21 protein-coding genes and 1 pseudogene are annotated in these 16,694 nt (G+C 38.1%); 7 read left to right on the top strand and 15 right to left on the bottom strand.

The window, feature by feature from the left end:
* Nucleotides 1–80 precede the first annotated feature (80 nt).
* Nucleotides 81–434 carry a hypothetical protein gene (locus tag ACQKMR_RS22230; RefSeq protein ID WP_427699262.1) on the top strand — a complete coding sequence of 118 codons (354 nt, stop codon included), beginning with the start codon at nucleotides 81–83 and terminating at the stop codon, nucleotides 432–434.
* Between the two features lie 167 nt (nucleotides 435–601).
* Here ACQKMR_RS22230 and ACQKMR_RS22225 read toward each other — a convergent pair whose 3' ends face one another.
* Nucleotides 602–1,384 carry a TrmB family transcriptional regulator gene (locus tag ACQKMR_RS22225; RefSeq protein WP_427699261.1) on the bottom strand — a complete coding sequence of 261 codons (783 nt, stop codon included), beginning with the start codon at nucleotides 1,382–1,384 and terminating at the stop codon, nucleotides 602–604.
* Between the two features lie 239 nt (nucleotides 1,385–1,623).
* Between ACQKMR_RS22225 and ACQKMR_RS22220 the strand changes: the two genes are divergently transcribed.
* Nucleotides 1,624–2,394, top strand: coding sequence for a sulfite exporter TauE/SafE family protein (locus ACQKMR_RS22220; RefSeq protein ID WP_427699260.1), 771 nt, complete (start codon nucleotides 1,624–1,626; stop codon nucleotides 2,392–2,394).
* Between the two features lie 147 nt (nucleotides 2,395–2,541).
* A complete protein-coding gene (locus tag ACQKMR_RS22215; protein ID WP_427699259.1) occupies nucleotides 2,542–3,480 on the top strand; it encodes an oxidoreductase in 939 nt (312 codons plus the stop codon).
* Between the two features lie 150 nt (nucleotides 3,481–3,630).
* On the opposite strand, the gene ACQKMR_RS22210 is transcribed toward ACQKMR_RS22215, so the two are convergent.
* Nucleotides 3,631–4,071 carry a peptidylprolyl isomerase gene (locus ACQKMR_RS22210; protein ID WP_427699258.1) on the bottom strand — a complete coding sequence of 147 codons (441 nt, stop codon included), beginning with the start codon at nucleotides 4,069–4,071 and terminating at the stop codon, nucleotides 3,631–3,633.
* Nucleotides 4,072–4,229: 158 nt separating this feature from the next.
* Between ACQKMR_RS22210 and ACQKMR_RS22205 the strand changes: the two genes are divergently transcribed.
* Entirely contained in the window at nucleotides 4,230–5,222 is a 993-nt protein-coding gene (locus ACQKMR_RS22205) for an NADPH:quinone oxidoreductase family protein (protein ID WP_427699257.1), read from the top strand.
* Nucleotides 5,223–5,260: 38 nt separating this feature from the next.
* On the opposite strand, the gene ACQKMR_RS22200 is transcribed toward ACQKMR_RS22205, so the two are convergent.
* From ACQKMR_RS22200 to ACQKMR_RS22190, 3 genes are all read right to left on the bottom strand, one after another.
* The gene (locus tag ACQKMR_RS22200) at nucleotides 5,261–6,727 is read right to left on the bottom strand and encodes a PAS domain-containing sensor histidine kinase (RefSeq protein WP_427699256.1); all 1,467 of its coding nucleotides are present in this window, start codon (nucleotides 6,725–6,727) and stop codon (nucleotides 5,261–5,263) included.
* A gap of 148 nt (nucleotides 6,728–6,875) precedes the next feature.
* Nucleotides 6,876–7,304 (bottom strand): cell wall hydrolase, encoded by a 429-nt coding sequence (locus ACQKMR_RS22195; RefSeq protein WP_427699255.1) that lies wholly within the window; start codon nucleotides 7,302–7,304, stop codon nucleotides 6,876–6,878.
* 225 nt (nucleotides 7,305–7,529) lie between these two features.
* Nucleotides 7,530–7,799, bottom strand: a complete 270-nt coding sequence (locus ACQKMR_RS22190) for a DUF1292 domain-containing protein (RefSeq protein ID WP_056523102.1) — start codon at nucleotides 7,797–7,799, stop codon at nucleotides 7,530–7,532.
* Between the two features lie 346 nt (nucleotides 7,800–8,145).
* Between ACQKMR_RS22190 and ACQKMR_RS22185 the strand changes: the two genes are divergently transcribed.
* Nucleotides 8,146–8,532: a VOC family protein gene (locus ACQKMR_RS22185; RefSeq protein ID WP_427699254.1), complete on the top strand. Its 387-nt coding sequence runs from the start codon at nucleotides 8,146–8,148 to the stop codon at nucleotides 8,530–8,532.
* Nucleotides 8,533–8,582: 50 nt separating this feature from the next.
* Here ACQKMR_RS22185 and ACQKMR_RS22180 read toward each other — a convergent pair whose 3' ends face one another.
* From ACQKMR_RS22180 to ACQKMR_RS22135, 10 genes are all read right to left on the bottom strand, one after another.
* Nucleotides 8,583–8,714: a hypothetical protein gene (locus tag ACQKMR_RS22180; RefSeq protein WP_427699253.1), complete on the bottom strand. Its 132-nt coding sequence runs from the start codon at nucleotides 8,712–8,714 to the stop codon at nucleotides 8,583–8,585.
* Between the two features lie 482 nt (nucleotides 8,715–9,196).
* Nucleotides 9,197–9,466: a 30S ribosomal protein S14 gene (gene rpsN, locus ACQKMR_RS22175; RefSeq protein ID WP_427699252.1), complete on the bottom strand. Its 270-nt coding sequence runs from the start codon at nucleotides 9,464–9,466 to the stop codon at nucleotides 9,197–9,199.
* 52 nt (nucleotides 9,467–9,518) lie between these two features.
* A complete protein-coding gene (locus ACQKMR_RS22170) occupies nucleotides 9,519–10,688 on the bottom strand; it encodes a hypothetical protein (protein WP_427699251.1) in 1,170 nt (389 codons plus the stop codon).
* A 65-nt stretch (nucleotides 10,689–10,753) separates the two neighbouring features.
* Nucleotides 10,754–10,903 carry a 50S ribosomal protein L33 gene (gene rpmG, locus ACQKMR_RS22165; protein ID WP_053348792.1) on the bottom strand — a complete coding sequence of 50 codons (150 nt, stop codon included), beginning with the start codon at nucleotides 10,901–10,903 and terminating at the stop codon, nucleotides 10,754–10,756.
* A gap of 20 nt (nucleotides 10,904–10,923) precedes the next feature.
* On the bottom strand, nucleotides 10,924–12,117 hold the full coding sequence (locus ACQKMR_RS22160) for a GTP-binding protein (RefSeq protein WP_427699250.1): 1,194 nt from the start codon (nucleotides 12,115–12,117) through the stop codon (nucleotides 10,924–10,926).
* Between the two features lie 360 nt (nucleotides 12,118–12,477).
* Complete coding sequence (locus ACQKMR_RS22155; protein ID WP_427699249.1) at nucleotides 12,478–12,648, bottom strand: hypothetical protein; 171 nt, start codon at nucleotides 12,646–12,648, stop codon at nucleotides 12,478–12,480.
* A 160-nt stretch (nucleotides 12,649–12,808) separates the two neighbouring features.
* Nucleotides 12,809–13,183, bottom strand: a complete 375-nt coding sequence (locus tag ACQKMR_RS22150; protein ID WP_427699248.1) for a nucleotide excision repair endonuclease — start codon at nucleotides 13,181–13,183, stop codon at nucleotides 12,809–12,811.
* A 338-nt stretch (nucleotides 13,184–13,521) separates the two neighbouring features.
* Nucleotides 13,522–13,674, bottom strand: a complete 153-nt coding sequence (locus ACQKMR_RS22145) for a YpzG family protein (RefSeq protein WP_283899230.1) — start codon at nucleotides 13,672–13,674, stop codon at nucleotides 13,522–13,524.
* Nucleotides 13,675–13,782: 108 nt separating this feature from the next.
* A complete protein-coding gene (locus ACQKMR_RS22140) occupies nucleotides 13,783–14,427 on the bottom strand; it encodes a DUF4352 domain-containing protein (RefSeq protein ID WP_427699247.1) in 645 nt (214 codons plus the stop codon).
* 20 nt (nucleotides 14,428–14,447) lie between these two features.
* The gene (locus ACQKMR_RS22135; protein WP_427699246.1) at nucleotides 14,448–15,821 is read right to left on the bottom strand and encodes an alkaline phosphatase; all 1,374 of its coding nucleotides are present in this window, start codon (nucleotides 15,819–15,821) and stop codon (nucleotides 14,448–14,450) included.
* 114 nt (nucleotides 15,822–15,935) lie between these two features.
* On the opposite strand from ACQKMR_RS22135, the gene ACQKMR_RS22130 reads away from it, so the two are divergent.
* Both ACQKMR_RS22130 and ACQKMR_RS22125 read left to right on the top strand, forming a co-directional pair.
* A complete protein-coding gene (locus ACQKMR_RS22130) occupies nucleotides 15,936–16,136 on the top strand; it encodes an SDR family oxidoreductase (RefSeq protein WP_427699297.1) in 201 nt (66 codons plus the stop codon).
* A 19-nt stretch (nucleotides 16,137–16,155) separates the two neighbouring features.
* Nucleotides 16,156–16,554 (top strand): annotated as a pseudogene (locus ACQKMR_RS22125) (GNAT family N-acetyltransferase).
* The last annotated feature ends 140 nt before the right edge of the window (nucleotides 16,555–16,694 follow it).

The raw sequence follows: 16,694 nt of genomic DNA, 5'->3' as shown, positions 1-16,694 counted from the left end.
CCTTAGGGATTTATTGCATAAAGCATAAGCCACGTACCCCATACTATACATACCCCAATACAAAGGAGATACAAACCCTTATGGACGGAATCTTAAAGAATCTTGCCGATACTATCAGTCATGCAGTTGATTATGCAAAAGAAAAAGTAACAGACATCAAAGGATCAACATCTGTTACGATTTTGCAGTTGAGTGAGCATATAATGAATCAGCCTGAAACTAAGCAAATTGAAAAAGACCTTTTAGGAATGGTTTATTCTTTTTATCATTTACAAAAAAAAGATGTTACGTATTATTTGGAAATGAAAAGCTCACATATTCTACAGTTGGACGTGTATTCACACGACCAAACGATTGTTTCTTACCGGTCTTATCGCGATCATTTTAGCTTACCCGCTCCAATAAAATTCCCAAAAACCTTTTTATCCGAATGAATATCCTGAATCGTTTCAATATACTATCCACAAATCAACAACACACAGAATCAGAAGCTAAGGTAAATCAAAAAGCTGATATCCCCCACATTGGGGATATCAGTTTTTTTAAATTTTATTTGAATTGTGCACTAAAAACAACAAGCTACAAAGGTAAAACAGGATAACTATAGTGAGAAAAACTGATCTCTTTCTCTGGATATCCAATTCTCAGCATCTTCAATATCCTTTTTAACTAGTCGGTTAACGAGGATATCATGCCAAATATAGTTTTCTAAAAAGTTGATATGAACCGGATCATCTGTGTAAAACGCTGTTTCTCTTTCTTCAGAAGACGGGCCGTAAATTGTCTCCTTGCCATCAATGGATAAGATAAACCATTTGTTCTCTCCAATATTGTCTACATAACTGGTTTTACGATGAATATCTATCCCTGGTAATGGGTTGTCCACCTGAAAAACAATTCCTTTGAGATTACAATACGCTGCTGTATCTTTTAGCTCTTGTTCAAGTTTCTCATACATCTTATCCCATATGGAAACAACTACTCTTTTCTCAGCTTTTTGTAATAAAGTACGACAAAAGGATAGAATATGACGTTCTCCTTTAAGAGTCATTACACGGTTATCGGAAATGGGCTCTGTTTTTTCAAATTGCTTTAATGTATCACTTATGGATTGATAGGTATTGTTCCATTTTGTTTGAACTGATTCTAAAAATACATCGACAGGTAAAGGTGAATATTGAACCGAATCATTAATTTCCTCTTTTAACACGATTCCCTCTTCTTGGAGCCCATTTAAAATTTCATAGATACGTGCCCTTGGAATTCCTGATTCCTTACTTACTTGATAGGCACTTGTTGGTCCTTGACGTATCAAAGAAACATAAGCTTTTGCTTCATATTGACTAAATCCTAGAGACTGAATTTTTCGAATGATATCTTGCATAGTACCTCCTAATGCAATGAGTAAGTTATATCTATAATACCAAATCTCTATTTGAAAAGTTAAGAAGTTATAAAATCGTAAATATCTTATTTACAGGGGGATATTCATTAGTTACTATTAAAGTAGTAACTAAAAAATGTCTTACTCTAATTTTTTAGTAAAGTAGATAACTTTGGATTAGGGAGTCTCCATCAGCGAGTGATTCATCCTTAATTCGGATTGATACGGAGGTTTCTTGGATGGAAGATATTAATATTTATACACTTTTGTTGTTAGTATGTTTCGGATTTCTGGCAGCATTTATTGATTCTGTAGTCGGAGGCGGAGGTCTAATTTCTATACCTGCTTTATTATTTTCAGGTCTCTCCCCTTCAGCGGCAATTGCTACAAATAAATTGGCCAGTTCAATGGGATCTTTAACAAGTACCATTGCCTTTATCCGTTCAGGAAAAGTCGATTTTCAATTAGTAGCAAAGTTATTTCCTCTTATTTTCACAGGGTCCTTATTAGGTGCCTGGGTAGTCAATTTTGTCTCATCCGAATTATTAAAGCCATTGGTATTAGTTCTCTTAATAGCCGTAGCTATTTATACCATTCTAAAGAAAAACTGGGGACATGATTCGACATACCAAAAACTCTCTTTGCAAAAAGCCTTTCTATTTTCATTTACTATATTTGCAATTGGTTTTTATGATGGATTTTTAGGTGCTGGAACAGGATCCTTTATTTTGTTTGCCTTTTTGATTATTGGCTTCGATTTTTTACACTCAGCGGGTAACGCAAAATTTCTAAACTTCGGAAGTAATATTGCGGCGCTCATCATGTTCATTTTTCTTGATGCGGTCAACTTTTCCTATGGGATACCGATGGGGATATCTATGATTGCAGGAGCTCTAGTAGGTTCTAAATTTGCCATTAAGAAAGGAGTAGCATATGTGAGAGTGTTATTTATCTTTGTTACTGTTTTCTTAATCATAAAAAATATTATTGATTATATAAAAATTTTGTAACCGTTTAAAAGCCAGCTTCCCCTTAGGTTAAATCAGACATAACATGTTTTCCGATTTGATTACACTCTTTCACATCTATAAATGTGACATACAGGAATTATTTGGGTATATGATAGGTATAGAATGTGTGGAAAGGTGTGGTTGGCGATGAGTGAAAAGTGGAATGGTGATGGAATGGTAGATGTATCTGGGAAAACGATTGTGATTACCGGAGCTAATAGCGGTATTGGTTTTGAAACAGCCATTGTGCTAGCTAGTAAAGGGGCAGAGATAATTCTTGCTGTTCGGAATGCTTCAAAGGGTGAAAAGGCAGTCGAACGAATTACCTCCGTTTACCCTAAGGCGAACGTACGCGTGATGCAGCTCGACTTAAGTGATTTAAGCAGCATTCGCCATTTTTCTGACTCCTATTTAGAAAACTATGACTCACTCTCTGTTCTTATCAATAATGCAGGTGTAATGATCCCGCCTTACAGTAAGACGAAGGACGGTTTCGAGCTACAATTAGGAAGCAATCATCTCGGTCATTTTGCTTTAACAGGTCTGCTTCTTCCTCATATTCTCTCTACACCAAAATCCAGGGTTGTCACATTAAGCAGCTTAGCCGCCATCAATGGATTTATTGACTTCGATAACTTAAATGGAGAAACTAATTATAAACCCATGAAATACTATGGGCAAAGTAAGCTCGCCAATCTTCTCTTCGCCCGCGAATTACAGAACAAGTTCAATCAGCACCAAGCCGACTCGATTAGTGTTGCCTGTCACCCTGGTCTTGCTCATACGAATCTTATGTCACGCGGATCAGGAAAACCGGTAAATAAGTTCGTCCACTTTCTTTCTAAAACTATCACTCAGCCTGCAAGCATGGGGGCGCTTCCTACTCTTTACGCCGCGACTGAGCCTGCCTTAACAGGCGGGGAATACATTGGACCCGATGGAAAGAAAGGCAGAAAAGGCTTTCCAAAAGAAGACGATATTATTGATACTTTATATAATGAGGAAACCTCGAAGAAATTATGGGATATTTCGGAAACTATGACAGGTGTCAAATATAGTTTTACTGCAGATATGTACAATAAATAGTCATCGAGTCAATTACTTATGAAACATTCGTTAAAAGAGCAATTTTCAATGCTCTTTTTTTATATTCCCCTTTTCAAAAGAATAGCTGAAGCCACATGGGTTTTAAGACAAAAGAAAGAGGTAGCATAATGCTCCCTCTTTCTACATCCATTATTCAGCGTCAAAAACTTCGACTTTCTCCATTTTGTCGCCATTTTTCATAGCTTTAGCAGTTTCAAGACCAGATGTTACTTTACCGAATACCGTATGGACACCGTTAAGATGTGGTTGCGGTTCGTGAACGATAAAGAATTGGCTTGAGCCAGTGTCTTTTCCAGCATGTGCCATAGATAGGCTGCCTGCTTCATGTTTATGAGGATTTCCTAATGTTTCACACTTGATTTGTGTGCCGCTTCCGCCTGCACCTGTACCTGTTGGGTCTCCACCTTGGCTTACGAAACCTGGGATAACGCGGTGAAATACTACACCATTGTAAAATCCTGTGTTCGCTAAGTTTTCAAAGTTAGCTACTGTGTTTGGTGCTTCGTTCGGGAAAAGATCGAATTCGATTTTTTCTCCATTTTCCATAAGTATGTATCCTTTTTTAGCCATGTAAAACATCTCCTTTAATATGAACTGAATCAAACCTTATAGTAACATTTTTAGAAGAAGAAAGAAAAGATAGAGACATTATTTACGAATTCAATTATTATACAACTTACCTTCTTTTCTTTTATAATTAGGTAGATTTACAATCAAAGGGGGAACTTATGATGCAACGATTTGATGCATTAGTCGTTAACAAGCAAGAGGACCAATTTTCCGTTAGCATTCAACAACTAACACTTGATGACTTACCTCAAGGCGAAGTGCTCATCCGCGTTCATTATTCAGGTGTGAACTATAAAGACAGCCTTGCTAGCATCCCGAATGGAAACATCGTTAGCAACTATCCAATTGTTCCGGGTATTGATTTAGCTGGTGTCGTCGTTTCATCAGAGGATACTCGTTTTAAAGAAGGCGACGAAGTCATTGCGACATCCTATGGAATCGGCGTCTCTCAATCCGGGGGCTATAGTGAATTTGCCCGCGTTCCTGCAGAGTGGATTGTTCCACTTCCTGAGGGCCTTACATTGAAAGAAGCGATGGTTATCGGGACGGCTGGTTTTACTGCGGCCTTATCGGTTCTCCGTCTAGAAGAAAATAACCTCACTCCTGATCAAGGAAGTGTTCTCGTCACAGGTGCAACTGGTGGGGTCGGCAGCTTTGCGGTCTCGATACTTTCCAAGCTTGGCTATTCGGTTGAGGCGAGTACAGGAAAAGAATCAGAACACGGGTACCTAAAGAAAATTGGTGCCTCAACGATTGTATCACGTGAAGATGTCTACAATGGCAAGCTTCGGGCACTAGGCAAACAAAAGTGGTGTGCGGCGGTTGACCCAGTTGGCGGAGAGCCACTTGCTTCTGTCCTTAGTCAAATTCAATACGGAGGTTCTGTTGCGGTAAGTGGATTAACAGCAGGTACCAATCTACCAACTACTGTCTTTCCATTCATCCTAAGGGGTGTTAATTTACTCGGAATTGATTCAGTAAATTGCCCAATGGATACGAGATTGAAGGTTTGGCAGCGCCTCGCTACCGATTTTAAGCTTGAACATTTAGAACAGCTCATACAACAGGAAATCAACCTTAAAGATTTACCGGACGTCCTTCCTACCCTTTTAAAAGGGGAAGCAAGAGGCAGAACAATCGTTAAACTATAAACCAAAAAGTGACGAGAGCATTGGCTTCTCGTCACTTTTCATTGTGAATTTTTATCGATAGGGAGAATGATATCAACGATGGTTCCTTTTCCTACTTCACTACTGAATTGGATTTCCCCCTTATGCTCATGGATGATTTTAGTACTGACCATGAGCCCTAATCCTGTTCCTTTTTCTGTAGTACTATAAAAAGGCTGTCCTAGGTGCTTTATGCGCTCTTCTGAGATTCCACTGCCCTGATCAATAAAGGAAATAATTATGGATTCCCCATCATATATTAACTGAATATGAAGTTTTCCTCCTTTAGGCATTGCTTCTATCGCATTATTAACGACATTAGTAAACACCTGTTTTAGCTGAATAGGATCACCTAGGACCCATGCAAAATTCTTTTTATATTCTTTGATAATTTCAACATCATTTATTATCGCCTGATACTCGGCTAACATAATCACACTGTCTAATATATCGGTAAGCTGAATTGATTCCCAAACCTTCGCTTCAGGATCAGCTAAACTCAAAAATTCATTCGCTAAAATTTCAATTTTCTCAACTTCACTTATCGTCATTTCAAGATAATCCTTTTTATCAGGGTTTTCCCTCAACAATTGTAAAAATCCTTTAACCGTGGTTAACGGATTTTTTATTTCATGTGCCATGCCCGCAGCCATCTGCCCCAACGCAGATAGCATGTTAGATTTACAAAGTATTTCTTCGGTTTTCTTACGTTCGGTAATATCTCTGCAAAACACCTGTATGGCTGGTTGGTCCTTATAAATAATCGGAAGGCCAAGTGTTTCTCCATAAAAGACTTGGCCGTCAGGTCTAATGAACTTTTGCTCCAATAAATCAACCGCTTTATAATCGTCTCTCATTATCTTTATTCGTTTTTTTACAGTTTCCCGAGAATCAGGGTGAACGAACTGAAAAACGGACATGCCAATAATATCATCCACACTATCCATACCTAGCATTTTTGCCCCCATAGGATTCATATACTCAATGACCCCATTACGATGCACAAAAATCGCTTCAGGCGACACTTCCACTAAACTGCGATACCTTTCTTCACTTTCCTTCAAGGCAGCTTCAGAAAGCTTTTGATCCGTGATGTCCCGATAAACGGATGCCAATGCACTCGACTCATTTTTATTGTCTCGAATAGTAAAAAGGGAGAGGCTCACATTGATTAACTGGCCATCTTTTCTTTGTCTAACCGTTTCAAATCCTTTCTTTTGTTCCCCTGCCCTAACCTGGCTATACAATTCATTTACTGACTCCTTCAAGAATTCAGGAATAATTGGAAACGGCTTACCTATTATTTCATCATTTGTCCAACCAAAAAAATCTTCAAAAGCAGAATTAACTTGAAGGGTTTTTCCTTCCAGATCAACGATAGAAATGGCGTCCGCATTATGCTCCATGAAAGACTTAAGCTGCTCTGTGATATCCTCCGACTGTTCTCCCATTTGCCTTTGTCCATAATTAATAAGCCTTTTACTCATCAATTTTTTTATTCCTTTCTTATCCGGAAATTTACTGTCTCAATTTTACAGTATCAGTAAATCATTTGCCAGTTTTATCATATGATATTTCGATTACATGCTTGACACACAAAGAGGCCAAACCTCCATATAAGGTTCAGCCTCTTTCCTAAAATGTATTATAAATATTTTCACATTCTGCACCTGTTGGTTCATAAAAACAATGAAGCTTAAAACGCCCTACTAAAGGCTGGTTATACCAGGTTGCCGGACAATCTCCCGGTGGCCTGAAGTACCATAGGCTAAATTTCGAGGGCCATAGCCTTTCACCATTTAGACTGCGATTTGCAAGCCTTATTTCCCTTTCCCTTGCTCGTTGATAAAAATACCCCTTCTGCACAGCTTCAAAGGCATGTTCCTGATAAACCATGTCTGGAACCGTCCTTAATCCTATAAAATCGGAACAATTCGACCTAATCCGATTGATCCCTACATTCCCGATCATCAACATGCCTTGATCACCTTCACCCTCGCCTTCAGCTCTAAGCAATCTTGCCAATAAGGCACGATCGGAAGCAGTGTTCTTTACAACAGCCATCCTATCACCTCCACTTTTTTATCCTATGCCCCAAAGATGGAAAAATACTCCGTTTTTTCACAAAACCTTCATATTAAGTACACGTCCCATCAATAATAAAACACTATACTTAAGTAAGGCTGGGTAGCACGCGTGGCTATCATGGTATTTGGCGAAGGCGGGGCCAGTACTTTTTATACATAAAAAAAAGACGACACCTAATGTGCCGTCCTTTCTATTTAACCATCAATCCTGAGGATCAAAAGCTGCTTCAAACGCTAAGGATACCTTTTCGAACTCCTCGTCCGTTTCGATATCGATAAGCTCTCCTTCACCTTCGACTCTGAAAAAGAAAATATCGATATCTTCCTCCGTATCTTCTTCAATGTCTTCAAGTAAGCCTACAGCTACATATTCTGTTCCTTCTACATCTAATGATCCTAGAACTTCAACTTCATGGCCCTCGTCATTGTCATCAGTAAGGGTGAAAACTTCACCTTCTCGAATTTTTCCCATAATATCTCTCCTCTCATATCCATTAATTATAACGGCGTTGTTTCCAAGTATATCTACTATTTCATTTAGAAACAAATTTTTGCTTACAAAAAGATAAATTCTTCCCTTTATGAAATATGTTATTAGAGCCTCAATATATTTTTTCGTATTTCTCTGTCGTTAACAACTGACTTCTTCACTATATATGTATAAACAATACTTTTCTTCATTAAATATTGTCTATTGCTTCATCAATCATTTTTTAATAATCAGAAAAACACTACCCCAAATTGTTATTTTATTACGAATAATGTTATATATACTAATATTTTCATATTGTACCTAAACAGAATTAGGAGGAAGTTCCTTGGCTATAAAAAGAGTCGATCATATCGGAGTTGTTGTAAGAGATCTTGAAGAATCCATAACCTTTTATCAGGATGTGTTAGATTTAAAAGTGAAATCGCGGGTGCTACATACTAATGGTGTAATCCAACTAGCATTCCTTGGATACAATAATTCAGACGAAACAGAAATTGAATTAATTCAAGGTTATAGCGACACGCTGCCATCCGAAGCAACAATTCATCATTTTGCCATCAGTGTCGATGATATAGAAGAAGAATATGCTCGAATTATAGGCTTTGAAAACGTTGAGCTAATTGATCAGGAAATTGTTACCCTGCCCAATGGTTATCGCTATTTCTACATATATGGACCAGAAAAAGAATGGATTGAATTTTTTCAAAGATAAAATTTGATTAATAAAAAAGCAGAGTTGATGAAACTTCTGCTTTCTTTACGTTATCTTACCTTACCTAAACCGAACTGATTTCTCACGATCCCTTTTCGTGCATTAATCTCTACCCGCTTCTCATTAATCCATGATTCTAGCTGTGCAAATACATCCTTTAGACTCATTTTTGCTACACTCATAAGTATGACATCTCAATTGTTAATATTTATTTTTAAGTTATTCAAAAAAATAGGAATTACTAAGAAAAGATAAACAATTAAAAGCTTTACAATAAGTGAATTTACGGATCATATTTTTTCAATATAAGTGTCCATTATTATGGCTTCATACAATGCAGTGAAAAAAATATCACATCTTCTTTTCTGCCAACCACTTATTTTTCCTTCTCTTATCGAAAAGCCATACACCTCCTTTTACGCTAGGCTAAGACATGAAGCAGCCCTTGGTTTATCAAGGGCTCTTTTTCTCATGAGCGATTGCTCTTTGTAACTAACAAAAAATCATACCTCCTACTTCTCAAATTGTCTTATTAAACGAATTTAATATTATATATAATAGAATCTAATGCCTATCCTCTGACTGCTTAAAGCTTTCCTTTTCAAAATAAAAAGTTGATTCAAGGGACCTTCCCCCTGAATCAACTTTGCTTTTATCCCCGATATTACCAGCTTGCCTTTTTGACACCTGGTAGATGCCCTTTATGAGCTAGTTCTCGAAAAACAATCCGTGACATGTTGAACTTGCGCATATATCCACGCGGTCTTCCTGTTACTCCACAACGGTTGTGAAGGCGTGTCGGTGAAGAGTCCCTTGGGAGTTTGGCCAATGCTTTATTATCCCCTTTCTCTTTCAATTCCCTACGGATTTCGGCATACTTTTCTACCATCGCCAACTGTTTTTGTGCTTTTACTACTTTGGATTTTTTGGCCATTTGATTCTCTCCTTTATTAAAATATAGCGAATGTTATTTAAGTTATATAATTCTATAAACTGTTCACGATTCGTTCTGCTGCCTGTCTTGCTCCCGATATATTTCTAGCAATCGGTCCCATTTCAAGTTCAGCCAATGCTCCCATAACATATAAACCAGGTGCCCACTGCAACGACTGCGATATAATCGGATAACCACATTCTGCGCAGCGTAAATCATACGACTGGATGACCGGCAATAGCCACTCTTTTCCCGGCAGTGATGACTTAAAGCCGGTAGCTAAAAGGATCGTCCCTGTTTGTTGAACAACCTGCTCATATTTGTCCACCAGGCTAATATGTCCGTCTTTCCACACAGCGCTTATCACTTCAACATCCATTACACACAATAATCCCTGTTTAACCTGATTCATCAGCGCTTTATGTAAGTCAGGTGGAATGGACCCCTTATTACGGGCCTGGATAATCGTGTCACGTCTTCTTTGATAGCTTGTTATTGCACGGAAAGGACGCTGATTTTTCGGCCCCAACCAACCAGGATCACTGTCGAAATCATGAATTCTAAACGGATGCCGCTTTAGTAAAGTTACTTCATTGGGATAGATCTTACTCAGCTTTAAAGCAAGATGGACAGAAGATATGCCTCCCCCAATGATAGTGATGGGTCCTTGTAATTGTGTCATCTCCGGAATATTTTCATCGAATATATGAAAAATGGAACCTACATGCTCTTGTTTCAATTGCTGTGCCCAATCCGGCAAATGAAGCTGCTCACCTACCCCTATTGAAATTACAAGTTTGCAGCCTTTGAGTATTGACCCATTTTCCAATTGAATTTCCCAGCCTTTTTCTATTTGACTGGCAGAGATGACTTTTCCACGCACCCATGCCTTCTTAATAGATAAATTATCTGTAACGTGATCACAATGTTTATTGAAGAATTGTAGGGATGGCCGCTTATATTGGCCGTAAAAGTTATTGTTCCAGTCAGCTTTTCCCACATATTTCTGCAGGCTGAATGGATTCACATCCAGATGATGTACGGATGGCGAACGTAAATATGGCATTGAAATCACTTCCGTACAATGCTTCCACCTCGCCAATGGTTCCTCATTTCTATCCACTATCGCCAGCTGATCCACTGTTGTTTTTCCTGACTTTAGTAAATATGCGGCCATCGTCGTACCTTGAATTCCTCCACCAATAATGATCCATTCCAACATGAACTTCCCTCCTTTACATCCATTCTCTTCAATAAAACATAATCATTACGATTTAAACCTCAAAATTACTTCGTTTCACGGTGAAGCGTGTGTTTCTTTAAACGCGGGCAATATTTTTTCAATTCGATTCGATCCGGGTTATTCCGCTTGTTTTTCGTTGTGATATAATTTCGGTCCCCTGTTTCTGTGCATGCTAAAGTAATGTTTACTCTCATCTTTGTTCCTCCTAAGTTTTTTAATGAACTATTTCCGTAAATGCAGGTAATGGATCTTCATACTGAGACCAATCCTGCTGCAACTCTATTTCCGTCAATAAGCATTGATCTAATTCATTTTCGATTTCCTGTTGATTCATTTGAATGCCAATCATCACTAGTTCCGTCATCCGGTCTCCGTAAAGATCATCCCAGCGTTCCAATAATTCAGGTTCATCCTGCAGTATCTGCTGTTGTTCATCTTTAGGATAAGCAGCAATCCATTTACCTGCTCCCTGAATCATTAATGACGGTCCAGCCTGTGATAGCAGGCCTGCTGTATCATTTCTAGATGCCAACCAAAGAAAGCCTTTTGCCCGCACTACTTCCACCGGCCAACTTTCTAACCACGTCATCAGCCGCGATGGATGAAATGGCTTTTTCCTTCTGTAAACGAAGGAGGCAATTCCATATTCTTCGGTTTCTGGAATATGCTCTTCATTCAATTCCTTTATCCAACCAGCTCCTTGGCTTGCCTTTTCAAAATCAAACAAATACGTGTTCATGATTTCTTTTAGCGGCACCTGGGAATGACTCGTTTCAATGATCCGAGCATCAGGATTTATTTTTTGAAGTACCGCGTTCAATTCCGCAACTTCATCAGCTTTCATTAAATCGACTTTATTTAATAGAATCACATTGGCGAACTCAATTTGATCAATCAATAGATCAACCACTTCCCTCTGATCGGCCTCATCGGTTGCCTGCATTCGATCAATAAGAGTTTCCCCTGAAGCGTAATCCTGCCAAAAGTTCCTCGCATCAACAACGGTAACCATCGTATCGAGCCGACAATATTTTGATAAATCAATTCCCACGTTTGCATCTACATACGTGAAGGTTTGAGCGACCGGAACGGGTTCACTGATGCCAGTCGATTCAATCACAATATAGTCGATATTACCTTGTGTGGACATCTTTTCCACTTCAATCATTAAATCCTCACGAAGTGTACAGCATATGCAACCGTTCTGCATTTCCACTAACTTTTCATCTGTCCTTGTAAACCCTCCCTGTTTGACAAGGGACGCATCAATATTGACCTCACTCATATCATTGACAATGACGGCAACCTTCAGATCATTCCGATTTTCAAGGATATGATTCAGCAGCGTCGTCTTTCCCGCACCAAGGTATCCACTCAAAACCGTAACGGGGATTTTCTTATTGCTCATTCACAAACACTCCTTAAACATATCTTCTTTTTAAAACTATGCACAAATCAACATCATTACGATTTACACAGTGGAATTATTTCCTGTTTAAAACCACCCCTTTATATTAAAACGTAATCATTACTATTTGCAAGTTTTTTTCAATAATTTTATATGATTGCATTTTTTACTTCTATTACACCTTTTTAATTTAAGTTATTTTAATTAACGCATTGAAGTAACATAAATTAAGTACTGACATTCTTCATAAACAAAAATAAATGGAAGCCCAATCACACATAACTGTATGTGTAAAGAACCTCCAGTGCGTTTTTTAAAATTTATTGTACTCTCATATCCCTAATTTTATTGATTATATGCTTATTCCGCCATTTCCCACCCTGAAGATTTTACTGTCTTTTGTTCAAAAGATTCAATCTCTCTCTGTTTCGCCAGTTTAGAAGCTTGTGACACGGACCACGTTAAATTCCCAAAGGCAATCACTGTCCCGACCGAGATAACTAACACCTTTTTACAAAGTATTTTCTTCAATAGCAACCTCCTGAAAATGTATTGGAATACTTCAAATATAAGCCAACAATGTTAAGCTAACATCAAGCAACTGTAAATGTACGGACTTATTTTTGTACATTTGGTGTATCAAAAAAAAGCTGATTGCATATGCAATCAGCTTCTTCATAGGTGGTACTTATTATTTATAAAACACTTTGTCAACATTGTATTTTGCATGAAGTTTATTGATCATGTACGTTTCATAGATTTCGCGTTCCATAGCGTCTTCGACTAAAAGAATGTCAATTTTCTTGACTTCATTACGATGCTCTTTAATCGGAGAAACATTATCCTCGAAATGCTTCTTGACCCTTGGTCTTAATTTACGAGCTTTACCGACAAAAATCAGCTCATCGTTTTCATTGTAAAACAAGATGATGCCGCCTTTATCACGGGGAATTAAATGAAAATCAATGAATCCGTAAATTTCCGGGATGATCGCTTCGTCTCCCTCTATTACTTGTTTCCTTTGTTTAATGCTTATATCCGCTGCAGGGATTTCAATATTTATCATTAAAAATCACGTCCTCTATTTGTGTAAAGTAAACTTCCAACAGTGGGGTTATTTCCCCATTGATGGTTAATATGCACAAGGCCAAAATTGCTGCGTCCTGTGTCAACGCCTGGCAGCTTACGGCCTGGCTCTGCTTTATTCCTAAAGGTAAATGGTATCATAATTATGATGGAAAAGCCATGCATGCCTTTTTTAACGATCAACGAATATAAAATGCATTCACTGAAATCAGCAAAAGAACACATATAAAAAAACTATATCACGGTCCTAAGATATTTTATCCCAACATATAAAGAAGAAGACCCCTTAAGAGTCTCCTTCTTTATCAGAAATATCCGTTACCACCTGTGAGCCTTTGCATTGCTTCTTAGTATAATGTTTGTTTGTGATTCCACCGTATGGCCATTTACTTGAGAATTGGAACGCTTAGGTCTTGTCCAATTATGGTGAAACTTTTGAGAATGTGGATCTAATTGATCTTTATAACTCATTCTGTATCACCTCAGCAATAGGATTTGGATATTCTGTACAAGCGATAGGTCATCCCTATCACATGTCCTAGTATTTGATTTTTGCAAGGCATTCATACACCACTATTATTAAAAAGAAAATTCCATGGACTTGCCTTTTGAAAGGACCGTCCCTTCACTATCAACCGCATCACCTGTCATCAAGGATATTTTCTTCGCATCTTTAGCACTTAGAATGAAACCAATGTTCCCCTGCTTTGAACCATTTCCTTCTATCTCCCCATTCAGCTCTTCTAAGTAGATGTCATCTTCCCATGTCATATGTTTCCCACTGTCAGTTTCCAGAAAAGCCACCGGGGAAAACTTAATGTTTTTATCAGAAGTGTTTTTGATTTCAACATTCACTTTTACGATATCGAATTCGTCATCATGTGTGTATCCATGAAAGAAATCAATCATACTGTAATCCGGGAAGGCATGCATCACCTTCATATCTTTGATTACTAACTCAATCGGACCGACCTTTACAGTCTCATTTGCCTTATTATAGGCCTTTAATGTTAGTTCACCTTTTGCATCGGAAACCGTTTGGCCGATTTGGTTCAGGTTAATATCATCAGGAAGTTGTGGATTCGGAACATAGACATCCTTTTTCACCAATGGTTGTGCAACTTCCTCCGTTTTTTCTTTCCCTTTTTGTTCGTTAAAAGCTGGTTGAGTGTTAAGAGCACCAAATGTGGTTAATAAAAGGGCACCAATAATTAGTTTGTTCACGGAATCCCTCCCAGAATTCATTACCTTTTCTTTAATAAATCAAAGATGATCTTAGCTTGGTCTGTATTATCAACTTGGCCCGCAAAGCGCTCTTTATATGGACCGTATGCATAAACCGGTACATCTTCACCTGTATGGCCGCCGGTTGTCCACGCGGTATTAGTTCGATTATCAAATATTGCTTCTATAGCATTATCGATGTTCGTCACATTTTTTGTTTTAGCCGCATCTGAAACCGTTTTGATTTCATCTGTAGTTAGCTTGACTTTATTTTGATCGATATATTGTTTTAAAGTCTTTTCTACATCCGCACCTTTTACAATCGCATCAGCCATAAAGTCAGGTGTACGTTTAGCAGCCTTAATTGGCTCACCGAACCAGTTATAAATCCCCTTTGCTCCAATCGAGAATCCACCTGTAGAATGGTCAGCAGTCGCCACAACCAAGGTATGCTTGTCTTTCTTCGCAAATTCAATGGCTGCTTTGTATGCTTTTTCAAAGTCCTCCATTTCACTCATCGCACCTACAATGTCATTATCATGTCCAGCCCAATCAATTTGGCTTCCTTCAACCATCAAGAAGAACCCATCTTTATCTTTGTTCAAACGCTGAATGGCTGAATTTGTCATATCTTTCAAAGAAGGAGTTTCGCTTGGACGATCAATCATTTTCGGAAGTCCTTCTGAAGCAAACAAACCAAGAACCTGTTTATTTTTATCCTTTAACATTTGATTTTTATCAGTTACATAACTATAGCCATCTTTTTTGAAGGCTTTCGTCAAATCAATATCCGGTCGGACAAAATTGGATTTCCCACCACCTAGCAGGACGTCAATTTTATGTTTGCCATTAATTAATTCATTATAATAATCATCTGCAATAGCATTCATGTTTTTCCGGTTTTCATCATGTGCACCAAAAGAGGCTGGTGTGGCATGAGTGATTTCCGAAGTCGCAACAAGTCCAGTCGCTTTTCCTCTTTCCTTTGCAGCTTCCAACACCGTTTTGACCTCGGATTTATCATTATCAACAGCGATTGCAGCGTTATAGGTTTTCACACCTGCAGACATCGCCGTTGCTGCTGAAGCTGAATCCGTTATGTTTTGTGCAGAATCCTCAGGGTATGTCATCTGCTGACCAACCAAGTATTTATCAAACTCTGTTCTTTCTGCCACTGAAGTAGCAGGATTATCTTTTAAATACCGGTAAGCGGAGGTATAGGAAACACCCATGCCATCACCTATCAAGAAAATGACGTTCCTAATTTCTGGTGATTTTTGTGGTTTTTCCTTTGCAAACGCATCTTCATTAGTTGTGGACCATGTTAAACTTCCAATTGCTAATGCAGAAACGAGGGTAATAGGCAAAAATCTTTTACTCAATTTACTCTTCAAAAAAATGACCCCCTTAAATTAGTTCGAATATTTAATTAAACTATAAGGGAAGAAGATGAACCTAGTGTCAAGGAAATGTAAAAATGTAGCAGTTTAATTGTTAAGACAGAGTAAATACAATTAGGAAAAGACGGAGTCACTGTCAATACGGTTCCAAGTGGACTGCTTCAACAAACGGATGCCAGTTCTGCTACTTCAGATGAGGTTTTCCAGATTATAAGAGAAAGTACTCCACTCCAAAAAGTGACTGCCCCTAAAGAGGCAGCCTATGCTGTGTTATTCTTTACATCCCCCTGGAGCCCGAATGTAACCTAACGACTCGGAACTTAAGAAGATTATTTTGCTTTCACCACAAGCTGTTTTTGATGGCACATTGGGTGAAGTAAAACCTACAAATGAAAAAATCGAACAACTTGTTGAACCACTTCTTAAAAAGGGAAGCTATTATTAAATTGCAATAGAAAACGATAAATTAATGGGCTGGATTCTTATAGGGGCAAGTAAAGACCAATTTACTGATAAGTTTAATGGATTTATTTATGAACTATTTGTTATAGAAGAATATAGAGGGAATGGAATTTCTAAAAGGCTTATGAGAACTGCCATTGACCTTCTAAAACAAAATGGATACTCAGAAGTCCGACTAAGTGCTTTTGCAGAGAACCAAGCTATTAAACTGTACGAAAAAATGGGTTTTAACATAAGAACAGTTACAATGAGTTTGCCGTTTTGATGAAAGATTAACTTACTTTGAAAAATAATAAGAATTAGATGGTAATTCCTTAATGAACTCCCTCAGTTTAATAGATAATGCTCACGAATACTCGCTTATTCGCAGGATTTCAAACCACATGGTATAGGTTGCTTTAGATG

The organism is Peribacillus sp. NPDC096540 (assembly GCF_050278525.1).
GTDB lineage: Bacteria > Bacillota > Bacilli > Bacillales > DSM-1321 > Peribacillus.
Note: the sequence above shows the minus strand (reverse complement) of the source record. Positions and strands in the feature narration are given on the sequence as shown.

What these genes read in the sequence shown, in the direction of transcription:
- ACQKMR_RS22225 (WP_427699261.1), bottom strand. Translation starts at nt 1,384, where the DNA reads ATGCAAGATATCATTCGAAAAATTCAGTCTCTAGGATTTAGTCAATAT.
- rpmG (WP_053348792.1), bottom strand. Translation starts at nt 10,903, where the DNA reads ATGAGAGTAAACATTACTTTAGCATGCACAGAAACAGGGGACCGAAAT.
- ACQKMR_RS22205 (WP_427699257.1), top strand. Translation starts at nt 4,230, where the DNA reads ATGATGCAACGATTTGATGCATTAGTCGTTAACAAGCAAGAGGACCAA.
- ACQKMR_RS22210 (WP_427699258.1), bottom strand. Translation starts at nt 4,071, where the DNA reads ATGGCTAAAAAAGGATACATACTTATGGAAAATGGAGAAAAAATCGAA.
- ACQKMR_RS22180 (WP_427699253.1), bottom strand. Translation starts at nt 8,714, where the DNA reads ATGAGTGTAGCAAAAATGAGTCTAAAGGATGTATTTGCACAGCTAGAA.
- ACQKMR_RS22170 (WP_427699251.1), bottom strand. Translation starts at nt 10,688, where the DNA reads ATGTTGGAATGGATCATTATTGGTGGAGGAATTCAAGGTACGACGATG.
- ACQKMR_RS22220 (WP_427699260.1), top strand. Translation starts at nt 1,624, where the DNA reads ATGGAAGATATTAATATTTATACACTTTTGTTGTTAGTATGTTTCGGA.
- ACQKMR_RS22195 (WP_427699255.1), bottom strand. Translation starts at nt 7,304, where the DNA reads ATGGCTGTTGTAAAGAACACTGCTTCCGATCGTGCCTTATTGGCAAGA.
- ACQKMR_RS22150 (WP_427699248.1), bottom strand. Translation starts at nt 13,183, where the DNA reads ATGATAAATATTGAAATCCCTGCAGCGGATATAAGCATTAAACAAAGG.
- ACQKMR_RS22200 (WP_427699256.1), bottom strand. Translation starts at nt 6,727, where the DNA reads ATGAGTAAAAGGCTTATTAATTATGGACAAAGGCAAATGGGAGAACAG.
- ACQKMR_RS22190 (WP_056523102.1), bottom strand. Translation starts at nt 7,799, where the DNA reads ATGGGAAAAATTCGAGAAGGTGAAGTTTTCACCCTTACTGATGACAAT.
- ACQKMR_RS22160 (WP_427699250.1), bottom strand. Translation starts at nt 12,117, where the DNA reads ATGAGCAATAAGAAAATCCCCGTTACGGTTTTGAGTGGATACCTTGGT.
- rpsN (WP_427699252.1), bottom strand. Translation starts at nt 9,466, where the DNA reads ATGGCCAAAAAATCCAAAGTAGTAAAAGCACAAAAACAGTTGGCGATG.
- ACQKMR_RS22145 (WP_283899230.1), bottom strand. Translation starts at nt 13,674, where the DNA reads ATGAGTTATAAAGATCAATTAGATCCACATTCTCAAAAGTTTCACCAT.
- ACQKMR_RS22230 (WP_427699262.1), top strand. Translation starts at nt 81, where the DNA reads ATGGACGGAATCTTAAAGAATCTTGCCGATACTATCAGTCATGCAGTT.
- ACQKMR_RS22215 (WP_427699259.1), top strand. Translation starts at nt 2,542, where the DNA reads ATGAGTGAAAAGTGGAATGGTGATGGAATGGTAGATGTATCTGGGAAA.